This window comes from Pseudomonas sp. NPDC099000 (assembly GCF_044759925.1).
In the GTDB taxonomy this organism is placed as follows: Bacteria; Pseudomonadota; Gammaproteobacteria; order Pseudomonadales; family Pseudomonadaceae; genus Aquipseudomonas.
Genome location: NZ_JBIWAF010000004.1, coordinates 261,020 through 278,416 on the forward strand (window position 1 = coordinate 261,020; position 17,397 = coordinate 278,416).

Here is a 17,397-nt window from a genome sequence, read left to right on the forward strand (position 1 = left end):
CTTCGTAAGCGCATTAAAATGCATATCCAAGATCATCCTAGTGGCAAAAGTTGCAAAACAATGCAGATATCGCTGAGACGCTGACATCATTCTGTAAAAACCCTCCGCTATACAAAACGGCCCGCTTATAACAAAAAGGCCGTCTCACATGCCCTTCTCCCCCCAGCGCCTGGCATTCAGCATCGCGTTGTTGATCAGCGCCGGCGCCCACGCCGCGCCGTTCAAGAATGTGCAGATCGACACACCGACTACCACCGCGCAAACCCTAGGCGGTGCGGACTCGCTGACGATCTCGGCGCCGGGCAGCATCACCAACGCGGGCAAGACAGTGAGCCTGAAAGACAGCACCAGCGGCGTTGGTGTGGTGATCGATAACGCGGGCAAGATCATCTCGACCGGCGGCCGGGCCATCGATAGCAGCGGGGACCTGACGCAGGCGCGCAACTACAGCATTTATAACCGCGCCGGCGGGCAGATCCTCGGTTTCAACGACGCCTTGCGCATCGACAGCAACTTCGCCAGCGGCAGCCTGCTGATCGACAACAGCGGCATCATCCGCTCCACCACCGGCCAAGGCCTGGATCTGGATGCGTTGCGCAGTGCCGGAGTCAAAACGACGATCATCAACCGCGCAGGCGGATTGATCCGTGGGGACGCCAGCGATGGCATGAAGACCGGTGCCAACGCGACGATCACCAACTATGGCGAGATCTCTACCGGCGACGCTCGAATCGCTGACAACAAATTCGACGGTATCGACATCGACACCGCGACCGGTGTGACGGTGACCAACTACGGCAGCATTTCCGGCGGCCGCCACGGCATCACCACTGACTTGGGCGCGACACTGACCAACTACGGTCAAATCACCGGTCGCAATGGCTCGGGCTTCGGCTCCGATGGCGACGGCACCGTGATCAACCACGGCACGATTACCGGCGCTTATTCGGGCCTGCAACCCAATGGTGACGGCGATGGCGTGGACATCGACAAGCTCGCCCACATCGAAAACTACGGCTCCATTCAGGGTGTCGGCGCCGGCGGTGTCGACAAGGGTGGTTTCGCCAACGGGAGTGAAGGCATCGCGTTGGGCGGCGGCTATGTGTTGAACGCCAACGGGGCGCTGATCAGCGGCGCCAACAGTGCCATTTTGGTCGACGACGGCAGCGGCGGCTCGGGCGTGGCGGCGACCACGCTGGAAAACTTCGGCACCATTCAGGGCCTCGACGGTTTCGGCGTGAAGTTCGTCGGCGAGCTCGATGACAGCGTGATCAACGGCGGCACGATCAGCGGCAGCAATGGCCTGGCGCTGGATTTGGGTGGCGGCAACGACAACCTGACATTGCGCAATGGCAGCCGCTTCGTCGGTGTGGTTGACGGCGGCAGCGGTGACAACCGCGTGGTGATGGACGACGCGGCGGGCGGCAGTTTCGGTGCGAGTCGCAACTTCGAATGGCTGGAGGTCACGCAAGGTGACTGGACGCTGACCGGCAGCGGTGATTTCAGCGAAGGCGGCGCGGTGCGCAACGGCGCAACGCTGATCAACCAAGGTGGAATCGCCGGCAACCTGACCGTCGACGCAGGCGGTGTTTATGCCGGGGGTGGTTCGGTGGGTAACTTGCTGGTCAACGGGACTTTGCGCACCAACACCCAACTTGGCACAGCGACCATCACTCACGACCTGACCATGGGCAGCGGCTCCACTCTGGCCTACGGCGTCAATGCCGATGGTAGCAGCGCGCCGGTCAAGGTCGGCGGCGCGGCCAACTTGAACGGCTCAACCCTGGCGGTGAACCCCGGCAGCGGCACATATCCGTGGCAGAGCCAATACACCGTGCTGCAAGCGGCGAGCATCAACGGCACCTTCGGCAAGGTTACCAGCGACTACGCGTTCCTCACGCCGACCCTCGCTTACACCCCGACCCAGGTCGACCTGACCTACACCCGCAACGATGTCGCCTTCAACGAATTCGCGGTCACCGGCAACGGCAGCAGCGCCGCCAACAGCCTCGCGTCGATGGGCAAAAACAACACGCTCTACAACGCATTGCTCAACACCACCAGCACCACGGCCGGCAATGCAATCGAGCAACTCGCCGGCGCGAGCAACGCCAACCTGACCAGCGCCACCCTCGGCGCCAGCAGCCAGATCGGCGGCAGCATGCTGTCGGCGATGCAACAAATGGGCGGCGGTTCAGGGTTGATGGTCGGTCTGGATCAGCGCGACACCCCGGTGCTCGCCGCTACCGGCGTTCCGTCCGAAGCCCGCAACCTCAACGACCCGAACGCCCAAGGCCGACTCTGGCTACAAGCCATCGGCGGCTACGGCAAGCTTGATGGTGAGCATGGCAGCAGCGGTCTGGAACAGCGCACCAAAGGCAGTGTGCTCGGGGCAGATTGGGCACTCAATCCGCAATGGCGACTGGGTGTTCTCGGCGGCTATTCGAAAACCGATCTGGATGCCACGGGAGCCGATGGCAACGTCGAGAGTTGGCATGCCGGCGTTTATGCCTTGCGCCAAAGCGGCCCCTTCGCTTTGCGTCTCGGTGCTGCGTACAGCGGTCATCAAGGTGAAAGCCAACGCACGGTGGCCTTCAACGGCTTCAGCGATCGGCCAAAAGGCGATTACGACGCCGACAGCCAACAGGCCTTCGCCGAACTGGGCTATGCAATAGGCAGCGGCCGACTCAGCGCCGAGCCGTTTGCCAACCTCGGCTACCAGCGGTATCACCGCGACAGCTACCAGGAAAAAGGCGGCGCCGCTGCACTTCAGGTCGACAAACAAACCCAGGACAACTTCAGCAGCACCTTCGGCCTGCGCCTGGCGCACTTGAGTTCGCTGGAGAACGGCATGAGCCTGACGCCCCGCATGACCGCTGGCTGGAAGCACACGTATGGCGATGTCAGCAACTCGACGCGCCAGGCGTTTGTGGTCGGGGGAACGGCGTTCAGTGTCGATGGCAGTTCGCTGGACCGTGACAGTCTGGTGCTGGCAGCCGGGTTGGACCTGGGCATTTCGGCGCGGCATTCGGTGGGGATTGGGTACAGCGGGGAGATGGGGAGCAACAGCCGCAATCATGGGGTGATTGGGCAGTGGCAGATGAGTTTCTGACCTGTAAAAGAACAGACCAACCCTGAAAGGTTGTAGGCAAAAATCCCACCGCGTGAAGGCCAATGCACACGTAATCTGCGGAGTTGGATTTTTGCTACAACCGAATTTCCAAGTCCCTGCAAAAGCGCCGGAAACGCCCGGCATTCAAGCACCCGTGCTCCCTCCTAGAGTTCGACCTCCAGAAAAACGAGGTCGAATTCAATGCCCACGCCGTTCATTCATCGCCCGCACCAACTCGCCCTGGCGATCGCCCTCTCTCTTGGCTGCATCGATATATCGATGGCTCAGCAAGCAGACGTTAAAGTCGCAGTCGAAGCACCTGCCAAGAAAACTCGAGTAGCCGCTTGGCCTAAAAAAGATGACCTTTTAGCGATCAGGAATTTCATTGGCCCAATGGTGCACGCCGTCAAACCCGCTTCGCTTAAGCCACAAGAACCGGTGACTCCGATGCCAACGGTTCCGGCGGCTCCGGACCCGGTAGATCTCGCAGCGCATCTTTATGACTTTCCCGAAACTGCCGACGATTCGCTCCCACCGCCATCGCCCACAACACCGGAAGGCGAACCCAACCCGGTTACGGCTGAGGTACCAGCGACCCCTGCGCCACCTGTAGCCGCTACCGCGGAACCCATCGATCCAGCGGAGCATCTTTACGAGTTTCCCGTGAACAATGATGTCCCGCTCGAAACGGTAGAGAACGATTCACCGATGACGTTCGACGAATTCTCAAATGCCAGTAGCACTGAGCGCACCCTTGCAGCAGGACGGTACGAAAGCATCGATGGCGTCTCACTGAAACTGGGGGCGGGAGATGACCTTCTTATCGTCGGTAACGGAGTCAGCTTTGCAGGAGAAATCCAGGGCGGTGGCGGGAAAAACGCAATACTGCTCGACTCCCCCGACGGCGGCATACTCGACAAAACCAGTAACTTCTCCGGGTTGCGAGTCGAGCAAGGTGCTTGGTCCTTGACGGGTAAAGACGACTTCGACCGCGGAGCCGAGGTGATGGCCGGCGCAACGCTGGTCAACATGGGCAGCATCGCGGGCGATGCCATTGTTTACGAAGGTGGACGCTACGGCGGCCCAGGTGAGGTACGCGATCTTTACGTAGACGGTACATTGCAGGTCAATGAGCGGCTTGGCGCCCCACACATCAAAGGAGATCTGATATTCACAGAGGGTGCCACGCTCTCCTACGGCGTCACGGCTACCGGCAAGTCTCCCACCATCATCGTCAAAGGTATCGCAGCGCTTGAGGATGCCTCACTGGAGGTTTCTGCACGGCCGGGCAACTATCCCGACAGCCGTGATTACACGGTGCTTGAAGCAGGCCTGGTGGTAGGCGAATTCGGCAGCGTCACCAGCAATCTGGCGTACATGACGCCGACTCTGTCTTACTCCAGGACTGATGTCGTTCTCAACTACGCTCGCAACGGAGTGCCGATAGAGGATTTTGCCGCAGACGACAATGCTCGAGCGTTTGGTCAAAGCGTGGACGAGCCGACGGCTAAAACAAATGAATCCAATGCTGCCGTCACCGCCCTGCTCACTACCGATAAATCCACAGCCACCTACGCTCTCGATCAACTGACCGGCGACAGCAACGCCAACCTCGCCAAGGCAACCCTGAACAGTGACACCCCGGTCAGCGCCTCCCTGCTCTCGGCCATGCGCCAACTGGACAGCGCCAGCGGCTACAACAAACCCGGCAACCGAACCAACGCACCACGCCTGGCTGCCGGCAGCGAAGAAAACAGCAGGGTCTGGCTGCAAGCCTTGGGGCACGGCGGAACGCTGGATCGTGACCATGACGCTCTGCAAACTTCTACCAAAGGCCTCGCCCTGGGCGCGGATTGGGGCGTCGATGAGGAATGGCGTATCGGTGTGATGGGCGGCAAGTCCGAGACCCGCCTGGACAGCCGCGAACTCGACGGCGATCTCGACAGTTGGCACTTGGGCGCTTATGCCTTGCGCCAGAACGGCCCCATGTCGCTACGCCTGGGCGCGACCTACAGCAATCACGACGGCAGCACTAAACGCCGGGTTGCCTTCAACGGTTTCAGCGACCGTCCCGAAGGCCGTTACGCTGCCAGCACCCAGCAGGCCTTCGCCGAAGTGGGTTACAACCTGGGGCGAGCCAATGTCAGCATCGAACCGTTTGCCAGCCTTGGCTACCAACGCTATCAGCGCGACGGTTACATGGAAAAAGGTGGCGCGGCAGCGCTGAAAGTCCACGACCAGACCCAAAACAACCTCAACAGTACGTTTGGCTTGCGGCTGGCGAAGATCAATACGCTGCATAACGGCATGCAACTGACCCCGCGGTTCAGTGCCGGCTGGAAACACACCTACGGGGATATCGACAGCGACACCCGACAACGACTGGCAACGGGCGGGAAGAACTTCACCGTTTCCGGTGCACCGCTGGACCGGGACAGCCTGTTGGTTGATGCAGGTCTGGACCTTGGTTTGTCAGCGAAACATACGCTGGGCGTCGGCCTTAATGGTGAGATCGGTACTGACAGCCGCAATCACGGCGTGATGGGGCAGTGGCGGATGGCATTCTGATCAACCCACGCCACTTTCACTGACTCGACTCGATACCTGTGGGATCGCCGCACCGCCGCTCCCACCTTTGATCGGAGGCGACTTCGGGAAAGCGATTCACCCCAAATGCCGGACAAAAAAAAGGGGAGCACATGCCCCCCCGAGGTTTAAAGCGTTGTATCGAGGCTGTTAACTCAGCCTTCGATCTCGATCAGGATTTCGCCCGGGTTTACCCGGTCGCCCTTGGCCACGTGGATGGCGGTGACTTTGCCGGCGATGGCCGCCTGGACTTCGGTTTCCATCTTCATCGCTTCGGTGATCAGCACGGCTTGCCCCGCTTTCACGGTGTCGCCTTCCTTGACCAGCACGTCGACGATGTTGCCCGGCATGGTGGTGCTGACGTGGCCCGGTGCAGTGGCTTGCTTGCGCTTGCTGCTGCCGCCGCTGACGAATTCGTTGAGCGGCTCGAACACCACTTCTTCCGGCATGCCGTCGATGGACAGGTAGAAGTGACGTTTGCCTTCGGCCTTGACGCCGACACCGGTAATGTCGACGCGGTAGGTTTCACCATGGACGTCGATGACGAACTCGGTCGGCACGCCTTCGCCACCGGCCGAGGTCACGCCGCCGGCTTCAGGAATCGGCAGCAGCACTTCTGGCGTCAGGGTGCCAGCAGCGCGTTCCTCGAGGAATTTGCGGCCGATGTCCGGGAACATGGCGTAGGTCAGCACGTCTTCTTCAGACTTGGCCACGGTGCCGATTTCGGCACGCAGCTTGGTCATTTCCGGTTTGAGCAGGTCGGCCGGACGCACGTCGATCACTTCTTCGCTACCAATCGCCTGACGACGCAGCTTCTCGTTCACGGTGCCCGGCGCCTTGCCGTAGCCGCCTTGCAGATAGAGCTTCACTTCGTTGGTGATGGTCTTGTAGCGCTCGCCGGCCAGCACGTTGAAGAACGCCTGGGTGCCGACAATTTGCGAGGTCGGGGTCACCAGCGGCGGGAAGCCGAGGTCTTCACGAACGCGCGGAATTTCAGCCAGCACTTCCGCCATGCGATTCAGGGCGCCCTGCTCTTTCAGCTGGTTGGCCAGGTTGGAAATCATCCCGCCTGGTACCTGGTTGACTTGAACGCGAGTGTCGACAGCGGTGAATTCGCTTTCGAACTGGTGATATTTTTTGCGCACGGCGTAGAAATACAGGCCGATCTCTTGCAGCAGTTCCAGGTTGAGGCCGGTGTCGAACTCGCTGCCTTTAAGGGCCGCGACCATCGATTCGGTGCCTGGGTGGCTGGTACCCGAGGCGAAGCTGGAGATCGCGGTGTCGATGTGGTCGGCGCCGTTTTCGATGGCTTTGAGTTGGCACATGGTGGCCAGACCCGCGGTGTCGTGCGAGTGAATGAACACTGGCAACGACTGCTCGCTTTTCAGAGCCTTGACCAATTCGCCCGTGGCGTACGGGGTCAGCAGGCCGGCCATGTCCTTGATCGCCACCGAGTCGCAACCCATGGCTTCCATTTGTTTGGCTTGAGCCACGAACGCGTCGATGGTGTGCACCGGGCTGGTGGTATACGCGATAGTGCCCTGGGCGTGTTTGCCGGCCGCTTTTACGGCTTCGATGGCGACGCGCAGGTTACGCACGTCGTTCATGGCATCGAAGATGCGGAACACGTCGATGCCGTTGACCGCGGCCTTGGCGACGAACGCTCTGACCACATCGTCGCTGTAGTGACGGTAGCCCAACAGGTTCTGGCCACGCAGGAGCATTTGCAGGCGCGTGTTAGGCAGCGCGGCGCGCAATTGGCGCAGACGCTCCCACGGGTCTTCTTTCAGAAAACGTACGCAGGCATCGAAGGTCGCGCCGCCCCAGCATTCCAGCGACCAGTAGCCGACTTTGTCGAGCTTGTCGCAGATCGGCAGCATGTCTTCAGTACGCATGCGGGTCGCGAGCAGCGATTGGTGGGCGTCGCGCAGGATTGTGTCGGTAACGTGGATTTTCTTAGTCATTGGAATATTCCTCACAGGCCTGCGTGGGCGGCGATGGCGGCGGCGATGGCCAGGGCCAGCTCTTCGGGTTTGCGCTTGATCGAGTAGTTGGTCAGTTCAGGGTGGCTTTCAACGAAGCTGGTATTGAACTGGCCGCTACGGAATTCCGGGTTACGCAGGATTTCCTGGTAGTACGCGGCGGTGGTCTTGACCCCTTGCAGACGCATGTCGTCGAGGGCGCGCAAGCCACGGTCCATCGCTTCTTCCCAGGTCAGCGCCCACACCACCAGTTTCAGGCACATGGAGTCGTAGAACGGCGGAATGGTGTAGCCGGTGTAGATTGCCGTGTCGGTGCGCACGCCGGGGCCGCCGGGTGCGTAGTAACGGGTGATCTTGCCGAAGCTCGGCAGGAAATTGTTTTTCGGGTCTTCGGCGTTGATCCGGAATTGCAGCGCGAAACCGCGGTGCTGGATGTCTTCCTGTTTCACCGACAGCGGCAGGCCGGACGCAATGCGGATCTGCTCACGGACGATGTCGATCCCGGTGATTTCTTCGGTGATGGTGTGTTCCACCTGCACCCGGGTGTTCATTTCCATGAAGTACACCTCGCCCTCGGCGAGCAGGAACTCCACGGTGCCGGCGTTCTCGTAGCCCACGGCCTTGGCTGCGCGCACAGACAGGTCGCCGATGTAGGCGCGTTGTTCCGGGGTCAGTTGCGGGCTTGGAGCGATTTCGATGAGCTTCTGGTTGCGGCGCTGGATCGAGCAATCACGCTCGAACAGGTGCACTACGTTGCCAAAACTGTCGCCGAGGATCTGCGCTTCGATGTGTTTCGGATTGACGATGCATTTTTCCAGGAACACTTCCGCCGAACCGAAGGCCTTGGTGGCCTCGGAAATGACTCGCGGGAAGGCTTGTTCGAGTTCTTCACGGCTGTCGCAACGACGAATACCCCGGCCGCCGCCACCGGAAGTCGCCTTGAGCATCACCGGATAACCGATACGGTCGCCTTCGACCAAGGCTTCGGCGATGTCCGCGACGTTGCCTTCGGTGCCTGGAGTGACCGGTACGCCTGCCTTGATCATGCTGCGGCGCGCTTCGGTCTTGTCGCCCATGCGGCGGATGACTTCAGCCGATGGACCAATGAACTTGATGCCGCGTTCAGCGCAGATATCTGCCAGCTCGGCGTTTTCCGAGAGGAAACCGTAACCGGGATGTAACGCATCACAACCGGTTTCCACGGCCAGATTCACCAGCTTGCGCGCATTCAGGTAACCGGCCAGTGGCTCGGCACCGATGCTGTGGGCCTCGTCCGCGCGCTTCACATGCAAGGCATGGCGGTCGGCGTCGGAATAGATCGCGACCGAGCGAATGCCCATCTCGGCGCAGGCACGCACGATTCGTACGGCAATCTCACCACGGTTGGCGATCAGGATCTTTTTTATCACTTGGAGGTTCCCTTGAGCCGGTGGTACCCACGACCTGCTAGACCAGGTCGACGCGTGACTAAATGTTTCGATTTAGTCGCAGCCCCACACTAGCCCCCACAAGGGATTAACAAAAATGATTAATAATTGGGTTAGCCATAAGTAAAGACTTATAGTTGATTCATCAGCCTGGGGCGGGAGCTTCTAGATAATGCGTAAGTCATTGATGCGTATGACATTGCGTCAGTTGCAGATCTTCAATGAGGTCTGTGATTTGCGGTCCTACAGCCGCGCGGCTGAAGAAATGTCGCTCACACAACCTGCCGTGAGCCTGCAGATTCGTCAACTCGAAGAGCTGATTGGTCAACCGCTGTTCGATTACGTCGGCAAAAAGCTCTACATGACCGAAGCTGCGGAAGCGCTTCAACGTGCCAGCCGGGACATTTTCGGACGCCTGGAAAACCTCGACATGCAGCTCTCGGACATGCAGGGATCGTTGCAGGGCCAGCTGAAACTGGCAGTGGAATCCAGCGCCAAGTATTTCGTCCCGCATCTGTTTGCCGCGTTCAAGCGCCAGCATCCGGAAGTGAATCTGCAACTGACGGTGGTCAACCGGGGACAGGTGATCCGTCGACTGTCTGATAACCGCGACGACCTGGTGATCATGTCCATGGTGCCGCAGGACATGGGGCTGGAGTTTCTGCCGTTCCTCAACAACCCGATCGTTGCCGTCGCGCCGCCGGACCATCCGCTGTGCCACATGGGGCCGCTGCGCTTGCAAGACCTCGAGCCTTACACCCTGTTGCTGCGCGAACCCGGCTCCGGAACACGTTTGGCGTGCGAAGAGTATTTCAAAGAGAAGCGCGTGCACTTCAACCAGACGCAGGAGGTCGCATCGGCCGAAGCCCAGCGTGAATGTGTGCTGGCAGGTCTGGGCGTCGCGCTGTTGACGCGCCACGCCCTGAACCTTGAGTTGGCGACCGGTGGATTGATTGAGTTACCGATCGAAGAACTGCCGCTGTATCGCAGCTGGTGCCTGGTGCAGGCCAAGGCCAAACGGCTGTCACCGGTGGCCCACGCATTCCTTGCGTTTATCCGCAGCGAGCGGGTGCAGATCAGCGCGCTGGTTGAACGTTTCGACGGGAAGTTGCGGGAGCTGCCTGCCAGTAGTTGAGCTCAAGCTCGGGGAAATCACCGATCTCGGCCAGCAGCTGACGGCGTTCGCAGCGGTCTTCGATGGCGCGGCGAAATTCCATGCGGCGCTGGTCTTCTTGCTGACGACGGGTTTTGACGGCGCTGTTGCGTTCTTCGTAGGGCTGGGCCATTTCGAGTCTCCCAAGGCGATTACGGGAGTTTCAAGATAGGCGCGTGGGATGACGGTTTGGCGGCGGGTGGGTTACAGGGATGTGAACATTGTTCTGTGGCGAGGGGATTTATCCCCGTTCGGCTGCGCAGCAGTCGTAAAACCAGTGATGCGGTGTGCCTGATACACCGCGGTTGCAGGTTTGGGCCCGCTTCGCAGCCCAACGGGGATAAATCCCCTCGCCACAGGGTCCGCGCTCGAACTTGAGATCAGTCGTCGAGCGCTTTCACCGACTTGGGCGACAGCCGCAAGCTGCGCAGGCTGCGTTTGACGCTCTTGAGGTGGTTGACCAGGCTCGGTCCGCGCGCCATGGCCACGCCCATCGCCAATACGTCGATCACCACCAGGTGAGCGATACGCGAGGTCAGCGGGGTGTAGATTTCAGTGTCTTCGTGCACATCGATCGCCAGGTTGACGGTCGACAGCTCGGCCAACGGCGTCTGGCTCGGGCACAAAGTGATCAACGAGGCGCCGCTCTCACGCACCAGGTTCGCCGTGATCAGCAAATCCTTGGAACGCCCGGATTGGGAAATACAGATCGCCACATCGGTCGGTTTCAAGGTGACCGCTGACATCGCCTGCATGTGCGGATCGGAATACGCCGCCGCGGTCAGCAGCAAACGGAAGAACTTGTGCTGGGCATCCGCCGCCACCGCGCCCGATGCGCCAAAGCCATAGAACTCGACGCGCTGGGCCTGAGACATCAGCGACACGGCCCGCTGCAACTCCACCGGATCGAGCTTCTCGCGAACCTCCATCAAGGTGTGCAGGGTGGTATCGAAGATTTTCAGGCTGTAGTCGGCAACCGAATCGTCTTCATGGATCGCAAACTGACCAAAACTCGCGCCTGCCGCGAGGCTCTGCGCCAGCTTCAGTTTCAGGTCCTGGAAACCGGAACAACCGATGGCGCGGCAGAAGCGCACGATGGTCGGCTCACTGATGCCCACGCTATGGGCCAAATCGGCCATGGAGCTGTGCATCACCGCCGCCGGATCAAGCAGCACGTGGTCGGCGACCTTGAGCTCCGACTTGCGTAAGAGGTGGCGTGACTGGGCGATGTGTTGCAGCAGATTCAAAGGGCTGGACTCTTTGTTATTGGCAGGTGCCGGGGATGTAGCAAGCTTGTAGTTATACTACATGAATTGGCTTTTTGCCTGCTCAATGCGTAACTCGATGTCCCCATTCCACGCCACATGCGCTCCATGTAGCACTGCGGCCCTTGTAGCCGCTGGCGAAGGCTGCGTTCGGCTGCTAAGCCGTCGTAAACCGGAGTACCGTATTTTTCCTGTTGAACCGCGTAACGCCCATTCACGACTGCTTCGCAGCCGAACGCAGCCTCGCGTTGCTCGGCAGATGCTACAAGGGTTTCGTGTCGCGTTGTAAAAGCGCAGCCAAGTCATCGGCCTCGACCGGCCGGCTGATCAGATAACCCTGCACTTCATCGCAGCGCTCGGCTTTCAAGAATTCCAGCTGCTCTGCGCGCTCCACACCTTCAGCCACCACTTTTAGCGACAAGCCGTGCGCCATGGCGATGATCGCCCGGGTGATTGCCGCGTCCTCGCTGCCCTGCCCCAGGCCGCGGATAAACGCCTGATCGATCTTCACGTAATCCACAGGAATGCGCTTGAGATAGCTCAGGGAGGAATAACCCGTGCCGAAGTCGTCAATTGCCAGTTTCACGCCCAAATCCCGCAGCTGCTGGAACGTCGCGATGATGTGCTCGACGCTGTCCAGCAACTGGCTTTCGGTGAGTTCGAGTTCCAGGTAGTGCGGCGCCAGGCCGGTTTCTTCCAGCACCTGACGCACCAGGCTGACCAACTTGCCCTGGCGCAATTGATGCACCGACAAATTGACCGACACGCGAATCGGCTCAAGCCCCTGCCGTTGCCATTCGCAGGCTTGCCAACAGGCTTGGCGCAACACGAACTCGCCGATAGGACTGATCAACCCGGTTTCCTCGGCCAGACCGATAAAGCTCCCCGGCGGTACGCTCCCCATGGTCGGATGATCCCACCGCACCAGGGCTTCGGCAGCGTTCAGGCGTCCGGTGGCGAGGCAGAGTTTGGGTTGGTAATAGACTTGCAGCTGCTTTTCTTCGACGGCTTTGCGCAGCTGATTCTCAAGCTGCAATCGCTCAAGGGTGCTGGCCTGCAAGCTCTCGGTGTAGAACTGGAAGTTGTTGCCGCCCAAGTGTTTGGCGTGCTGCATGGCAATGTTCGACTGGCTGACCAGCGCGGAAATTTCCCGGGCGGTGTCCGGCAGCATGCTGATGCCCATGGAGGCGCTGACCACCAGTTCATGACCATCGACGGTGATCGGCAAACGCAGTTTGGTCGACAATCGGGTCGCCACGCGCGCCAGGCTCGACAGGTTGCCGTAGGCATCGAAGATCACCGCAAATTCGTCACCGGACAGTCGCGCGATGGTGTCCGCCTCGGGCAATGCGTTGACCAGCCGCCGGGCCATTTTCTGCAGCAACTGGTCGGCGACTTCATGGCCAAGGCTGTCATTGAGCAGCTTGAAACGATCCAGGTTGATATGCAGCAGTGCCAGGCTGCGACGCCCGCCCTGACGCACCCGCTGATGAGCCTCGCGCAGCCGTTCGCGGAACAGCGAGCGGTTGGCCAGTCCAGTGAGTTCATCGTAATGGGTCAGATAGCGCATGCGCTCTTCAGATTCCCGTCGAGCGGACAGATCAGCGAAGAAGCCGACAATATGGCTCACCTTTCCCCGAGCATCCCGAACAGCGTTCAGTTGCAGCCACTGTGGATAGAGCTCGCCGTTCTTGCGGGTTTCCACCAGCTCGCCCTGCCAAGTGCCGTGCTGTTCCAGCGCTTGATGAATCGCGCCGTAGTGCCTGCGCGCATCGCGGCTGCACGGCAACTCGACGACGTTGCGCCCGAGCATGTCTTCGATGTCGTAGCCGGTAACCCGGCTGAAAGCCTGATTGACCGCGATCAGCGCGTAATTGGGGTCGAAAATCACGATGCCTTCGCTGGCCGCCTCGAACACCGTCGCCGCCAGTTGGCGCTGTTCTTCCTGCCCCTTGTTCGCGCTGATGTCGCGGCGGGTGCCGACCATGCGGATCACCCGACCATTTTCGCTGCGCTCGACCGCTCGTCCACGGTCCTCGATCCAGACCCAGTGGCCGTCGCCATGCCGCACGCGGTATTCGATCTGGTAATCCTCGCTGCGGCCTTTCAAATGCTCGACCAGGGCACGGCGCAGCGACGGCAAGTCTTCGGGGTGCAGGCGCGGCTTGAGGTGGCTGAGCATCGCGGTGACGAATTCCGGCTCCAGGCCGAATAACTCTTGAAGCTGGGTGTGATGGACCTCGTCGGTTTGCAGGTTCCAGTCCCACAACCCGAGTTCACTGGCCTTCAACGCCAGCGCCAGCCGCGCTTCGCTCTTGCTCAGGGCCTGGTTGGCCGCATCCAGTTCAAGGCTGCGCTGGGCGACACGGTTTTCCAGCTCGACCTGGGCTTCACGCAATTTGTCTTCGGCGCACCGGCGATGATCAATCTCTTTGGCCAATTCGTGATTGAGCTGGTCGCCGCAGCTCTGCGCCTGCTGCAAGTGTTCGATCAGGGCCTGATTCTGAAAGCGCCGCAGCAAGCCGCTGTCGATCAACCGATTGACCTGCCAGGCCACCACGCTCAACGCGCCCAATAAAATCAGCCCGAACCAGCCCCAACCCTGGCCTTGTTCATCTCCACCCCAGAATAGATAGGCGATGGCCGGCAACAGGCAGGGCAAGGTAAAGGACAGGAACGCCGGAAGGCTGACCGCGTAGGCGACGCTGGCCGACAGGGCGGCGGCGCCGATCAGGCCGAACACCCAGGCTTGTTGCATGAAATTGTCAGCGGGGACCAGGGCGATGCCGGCACCGGCCAGGGTCAGGCCTGTCATGGCAGAGCCCAGCAGGAACATGCGACGCCAGACCGGATGGGCCTGGCGATTGGGAATGGCCGAATCGAACGCCGCGACTTGAATCACCCGCAAGGCCACCAGCGATAAAAGCCAGATCAGCCAGACACTGACGAGAAAGTAGCGCTGCGGACTCCAGAGCAATCCGGCACAGACCAGACCGTTGATCAGCATGAACAGCGTAGGCAGCAGCGAACCCTGGTAGAGCAGGCGCGTACGTTCGACCGCCATTTCCATGGCGTACTGTTTGCGGATAACCCGGGGCTCCACAGAAGGGCCCGACAGGTCAGAGCTGAGGGTCATAGGCAATGTTCTTGTTCTTATAATGATGAGCATGAGCCCGAAACGTGGACGGAGCATACACAAGCCAATGCCCTTACCAAACTGCCCCGGATCATAAAATCGACAAAATTTCAGCCCCCCGCCGCCCCCTGAAAACCCTTGGAGCGAGCCCCGTCAACGCTTGCAGCCAGTGACTGACCGGTCGTCATCCGTGCTTCTTTCATCGGCTAATGCAAAGCTCGGTTTGCCCGGTGTGACGGCGCACCCTAGAATGCCCCGATGCGCGATGATCTCTCCCTTCTGCTGAACTCCCTCAACGATGCCCAACGCCAGGCCGTAGCTGCCCGCGTGGGTCGTCAGTTGGTCCTGGCCGGTGCTGGTTCCGGTAAAACCCGAGTGCTGGTGCACCGTATCGCCTGGTTGATCCAGGTCGAGAACGCCTCGCCCCACTCGATCCTGTCGGTGACCTTCACCAATAAGGCCGCTGCCGAGATGCGTCATCGCATCGAGCAGCTGATGGGCATCAACCCGGCCGGCATGTGGGTCGGCACCTTCCACGGCCTGGCGCACCGCTTGCTGCGGGCGCACTGGCAGGAAGCCGGCCTGAGCCAGACTTTCCAGATACTCGACAGCGACGACCAGCAGCGGCTGGTCAAGCGGGTGATCCGCGAGCTGGGACTGGATGAACAACGCTGGCCGGCCCGTCAGGCCCAGTGGTTTATCAATGGGCAGAAAGACGAAGGTCTGCGTCCACAGCACATTCAAGCCAGCGGCGACCTGTTCCTGGCGACCATGCGCAGCATTTATGAGGCCTACGAGGCCGCTTGCTTGCGCGCCGGCGTTATCGATTTCTCCGAGTTGCTGCTGCGCGCCCTGGACCTGTGGCGCGATCACCCGGGTCTGTTGGCCCATTACCAAAAGCGCTTCCGCCACATTCTGGTGGACGAGTTCCAAGACACCAACGCCGTGCAGTACGCCTGGTTGCGTCTGCTGGCCAAGGGCGGCGACAGCCTGATGGTGGTCGGCGACGACGATCAGTCGATCTACGGCTGGCGTGGCGCGAAAATCGAAAACATTTATCAGTACTCCGACGATTTCCCGGATGCCGAGACCATTCGTCTGGAGCAGAACTACCGCTCCACCGCCGGGATTCTCAAGGCGGCAAACGCCCTGATCGCCAACAATACCGGGCGCATGGGCAAAGAACTGTGGACCGATGGCGGTGAAGGCGAAGCGATCAACCTGTACGCCGCGTTCAACGAGCACGACGAAGCGCGTTACGTCGTGGAAACCATCGAAAGTGCGCTGAAAACCGGCTTGGCCCGTAGTGATATCGCGATTTTGTACCGCTCCAACGCCCAATCGCGCGTTTTGGAAGAAGCGTTACTGCGCGAGCGCATTCCGTACCGCATCTACGGCGGTCAGCGTTTCTTCGAACGGGCAGAAATCAAGAACGCCATGGCGTACCTGCGTTTACTGGAAGGTCGTGGCAACGATGCGGCGCTGGAGCGGGTGATCAACGTTCCGGCCCGCGGCATCGGCGAGAAAACCGTTGAAGCGATTCGCGACCATGCGCGCCACAGTGATGTGTCGATGTGGGAAGCCATGCGCTTGCTGGTCGCCAATAAAGGCTTGACCGGTCGCGCAGCTGGCGCACTTGGTGCGTTTATCGAGCTGATCGAGAACCTAGCCGCCAAGTGCATGGAAATGCCGCTGCACCTGATGACGCAGACGGTTATCGAACAGTCGGGGCTGATTGCCTACCACGAAGCGGAAAAAGGCGAGAAAGGCCAGGCCCGGGTAGAAAACCTTGAGGAACTGGTCAGCGCCGCGCGCAACTTCGAAAACGCGGAAGAAGACGAAGACCTGACGCCATTGGCGGCGTTCCTCGGCCATGCGTCACTGGAGGCCGGAGATACTCAGGCCGACGAGCACGAAGACAGCATTCAGTTGATGACCTTGCACAGTGCCAAGGGCCTGGAATTCCCTTACGTGTTCCTCGTGGGCATGGAAGAAGGCCTGTTCCCGCACAAGATGAGCCTGGAAGAGCCGGGGCGTCTTGAAGAGGAGCGCCGCTTGGCCTACGTCGGTATCACCCGGGCCATGCAGAACCTGGTGATGACCTATGCTGAAACCCGACGCCTGTACGGCAGCGAGACTTACAACAAGGTGTCGCGTTTCGTACGTGAAGTGCCGAAGGGTCTGATTCAGGAAGTGCGGCTGTCCAACAGCGTCAGCCGTCCGTTCGGCGGTGGCCAGCAGCAGAGCTCCAGCAGCCTGTTTGGCGGTAGCGAGATCCCGGATACCGGGTTCAGCCTCGGCCAGGCCGTACGGCATTCGGTGTTTGGCGACGGTGTGATCCTGAACTTCGAAGGTGCCGGGGCTCAGGCTCGGGTGCAGGTGAACTTCAGTGAAGGCAGTAAGTGGCTGATGTTGGGTTACGCAAAGCTGGAAGCGATTTAGTACGGCCTGATCATTCCCACGCTCTGCGTGGGAATGCATCCCGTGACACTCCGCGTCACAGTGGACGCAGAGCGTCCAAGGCGGCGTTACCACGCAGAGCGTGGGAACGATCTATCTGCGCTGCGCCCGCTGCGGGCATTCCTACAGAACTTATCTACTCGTCCTACAGACCAAAGTTAACAGGCCTTATTGCGCTGACTGAAGCTGAACGCAACCTGTCAAGCAAAAGCCCGAAACACTCTGCCGCTAGCCAGTAACACTTCAGCTGTGCAACATGGCGCGAGTGCCATCCAC

9 protein-coding genes are annotated in these 17,397 nt (G+C 60.2%); 4 read left to right on the plus strand and 5 right to left on the minus strand.

Annotated features, from left to right (window positions below):
- The first annotated feature begins 148 nt into the window (after positions 1 to 148).
- Both ACIQV9_RS08055 and ACIQV9_RS08060 read left to right on the plus strand, forming a co-directional pair.
- Complete coding sequence (locus ACIQV9_RS08055; protein ID WP_403099931.1) at positions 149 to 3,112, plus strand: autotransporter domain-containing protein; 2,964 nt, start codon at positions 149 to 151, stop codon at positions 3,110 to 3,112.
- 201 nt (positions 3,113 to 3,313) lie between these two features.
- On the plus strand, positions 3,314 to 5,680 hold the full coding sequence (locus ACIQV9_RS08060) for an autotransporter domain-containing protein (RefSeq protein WP_403099933.1): 2,367 nt from the start codon (positions 3,314 to 3,316) through the stop codon (positions 5,678 to 5,680).
- A gap of 173 nt (positions 5,681 to 5,853) precedes the next feature.
- On the opposite strand, the gene oadA is transcribed toward ACIQV9_RS08060, so the two are convergent.
- Positions 5,854 to 7,662: a sodium-extruding oxaloacetate decarboxylase subunit alpha gene (gene oadA / locus ACIQV9_RS08065; protein ID WP_403099935.1), complete on the minus strand. Its 1,809-nt coding sequence runs from the start codon at positions 7,660 to 7,662 to the stop codon at positions 5,854 to 5,856.
- Between the two features lie 11 nt (positions 7,663 to 7,673).
- Positions 7,674 to 9,089 carry an acetyl-CoA carboxylase biotin carboxylase subunit gene (locus tag ACIQV9_RS08070; protein WP_046030798.1) on the minus strand — a complete coding sequence of 472 codons (1,416 nt, stop codon included), beginning with the start codon at positions 9,087 to 9,089 and terminating at the stop codon, positions 7,674 to 7,676.
- Between the two features lie 190 nt (positions 9,090 to 9,279).
- On the opposite strand from ACIQV9_RS08070, the gene ACIQV9_RS08075 reads away from it, so the two are divergent.
- Positions 9,280 to 10,242, plus strand: a complete 963-nt coding sequence (locus tag ACIQV9_RS08075; protein ID WP_403099936.1) for a LysR family transcriptional regulator — start codon at positions 9,280 to 9,282, stop codon at positions 10,240 to 10,242.
- Here ACIQV9_RS08075 and ACIQV9_RS08080 read toward each other — a convergent pair.
- The 3 genes from ACIQV9_RS08080 to ACIQV9_RS08090 all read right to left on the minus strand — a co-directional run bounded on the left by ACIQV9_RS08080 (position 10,184) and on the right by ACIQV9_RS08090 (position 14,661).
- On the minus strand, positions 10,184 to 10,393 hold the full coding sequence (locus tag ACIQV9_RS08080) for a PA3496 family putative envelope integrity protein (protein WP_403099938.1): 210 nt from the start codon (positions 10,391 to 10,393) through the stop codon (positions 10,184 to 10,186). The genes ACIQV9_RS08075 and ACIQV9_RS08080 overlap by 59 nt on opposite strands.
- A 247-nt stretch (positions 10,394 to 10,640) precedes the next feature.
- On the minus strand, positions 10,641 to 11,507 hold the full coding sequence (hexR, locus tag ACIQV9_RS08085) for a transcriptional regulator HexR (RefSeq protein ID WP_008027445.1): 867 nt from the start codon (positions 11,505 to 11,507) through the stop codon (positions 10,641 to 10,643).
- Between the two features lie 280 nt (positions 11,508 to 11,787).
- The gene (locus ACIQV9_RS08090; RefSeq protein WP_403099940.1) at positions 11,788 to 14,661 is read right to left on the minus strand and encodes an EAL domain-containing protein; all 2,874 of its coding nucleotides are present in this window, start codon (positions 14,659 to 14,661) and stop codon (positions 11,788 to 11,790) included.
- 258 nt (positions 14,662 to 14,919) lie between these two features.
- Between ACIQV9_RS08090 and uvrD the strand changes: the two genes are divergently transcribed.
- Entirely contained in the window at positions 14,920 to 17,103 is a 2,184-nt protein-coding gene (gene uvrD / locus ACIQV9_RS08095; protein ID WP_056738578.1) for a DNA helicase II, read from the plus strand.
- The last annotated feature ends 294 nt before the right edge of the window (positions 17,104 to 17,397 follow it).

What these genes read in the sequence shown, in the direction of transcription:
- uvrD (WP_056738578.1), top strand. Translation starts at nt 14,920, where the DNA reads ATGCGCGATGATCTCTCCCTTCTGCTGAACTCCCTCAACGATGCCCAA.
- ACIQV9_RS08080 (WP_403099938.1), bottom strand. Translation starts at nt 10,393, where the DNA reads ATGGCCCAGCCCTACGAAGAACGCAACAGCGCCGTCAAAACCCGTCGT.
- ACIQV9_RS08055 (WP_403099931.1), top strand. Translation starts at nt 149, where the DNA reads ATGCCCTTCTCCCCCCAGCGCCTGGCATTCAGCATCGCGTTGTTGATC.
- ACIQV9_RS08090 (WP_403099940.1), bottom strand. Translation starts at nt 14,661, where the DNA reads ATGACCCTCAGCTCTGACCTGTCGGGCCCTTCTGTGGAGCCCCGGGTT.
- ACIQV9_RS08075 (WP_403099936.1), top strand. Translation starts at nt 9,280, where the DNA reads ATGCGTAAGTCATTGATGCGTATGACATTGCGTCAGTTGCAGATCTTC.
- oadA (WP_403099935.1), bottom strand. Translation starts at nt 7,662, where the DNA reads ATGACTAAGAAAATCCACGTTACCGACACAATCCTGCGCGACGCCCAC.
- ACIQV9_RS08060 (WP_403099933.1), top strand. Translation starts at nt 3,314, where the DNA reads ATGCCCACGCCGTTCATTCATCGCCCGCACCAACTCGCCCTGGCGATC.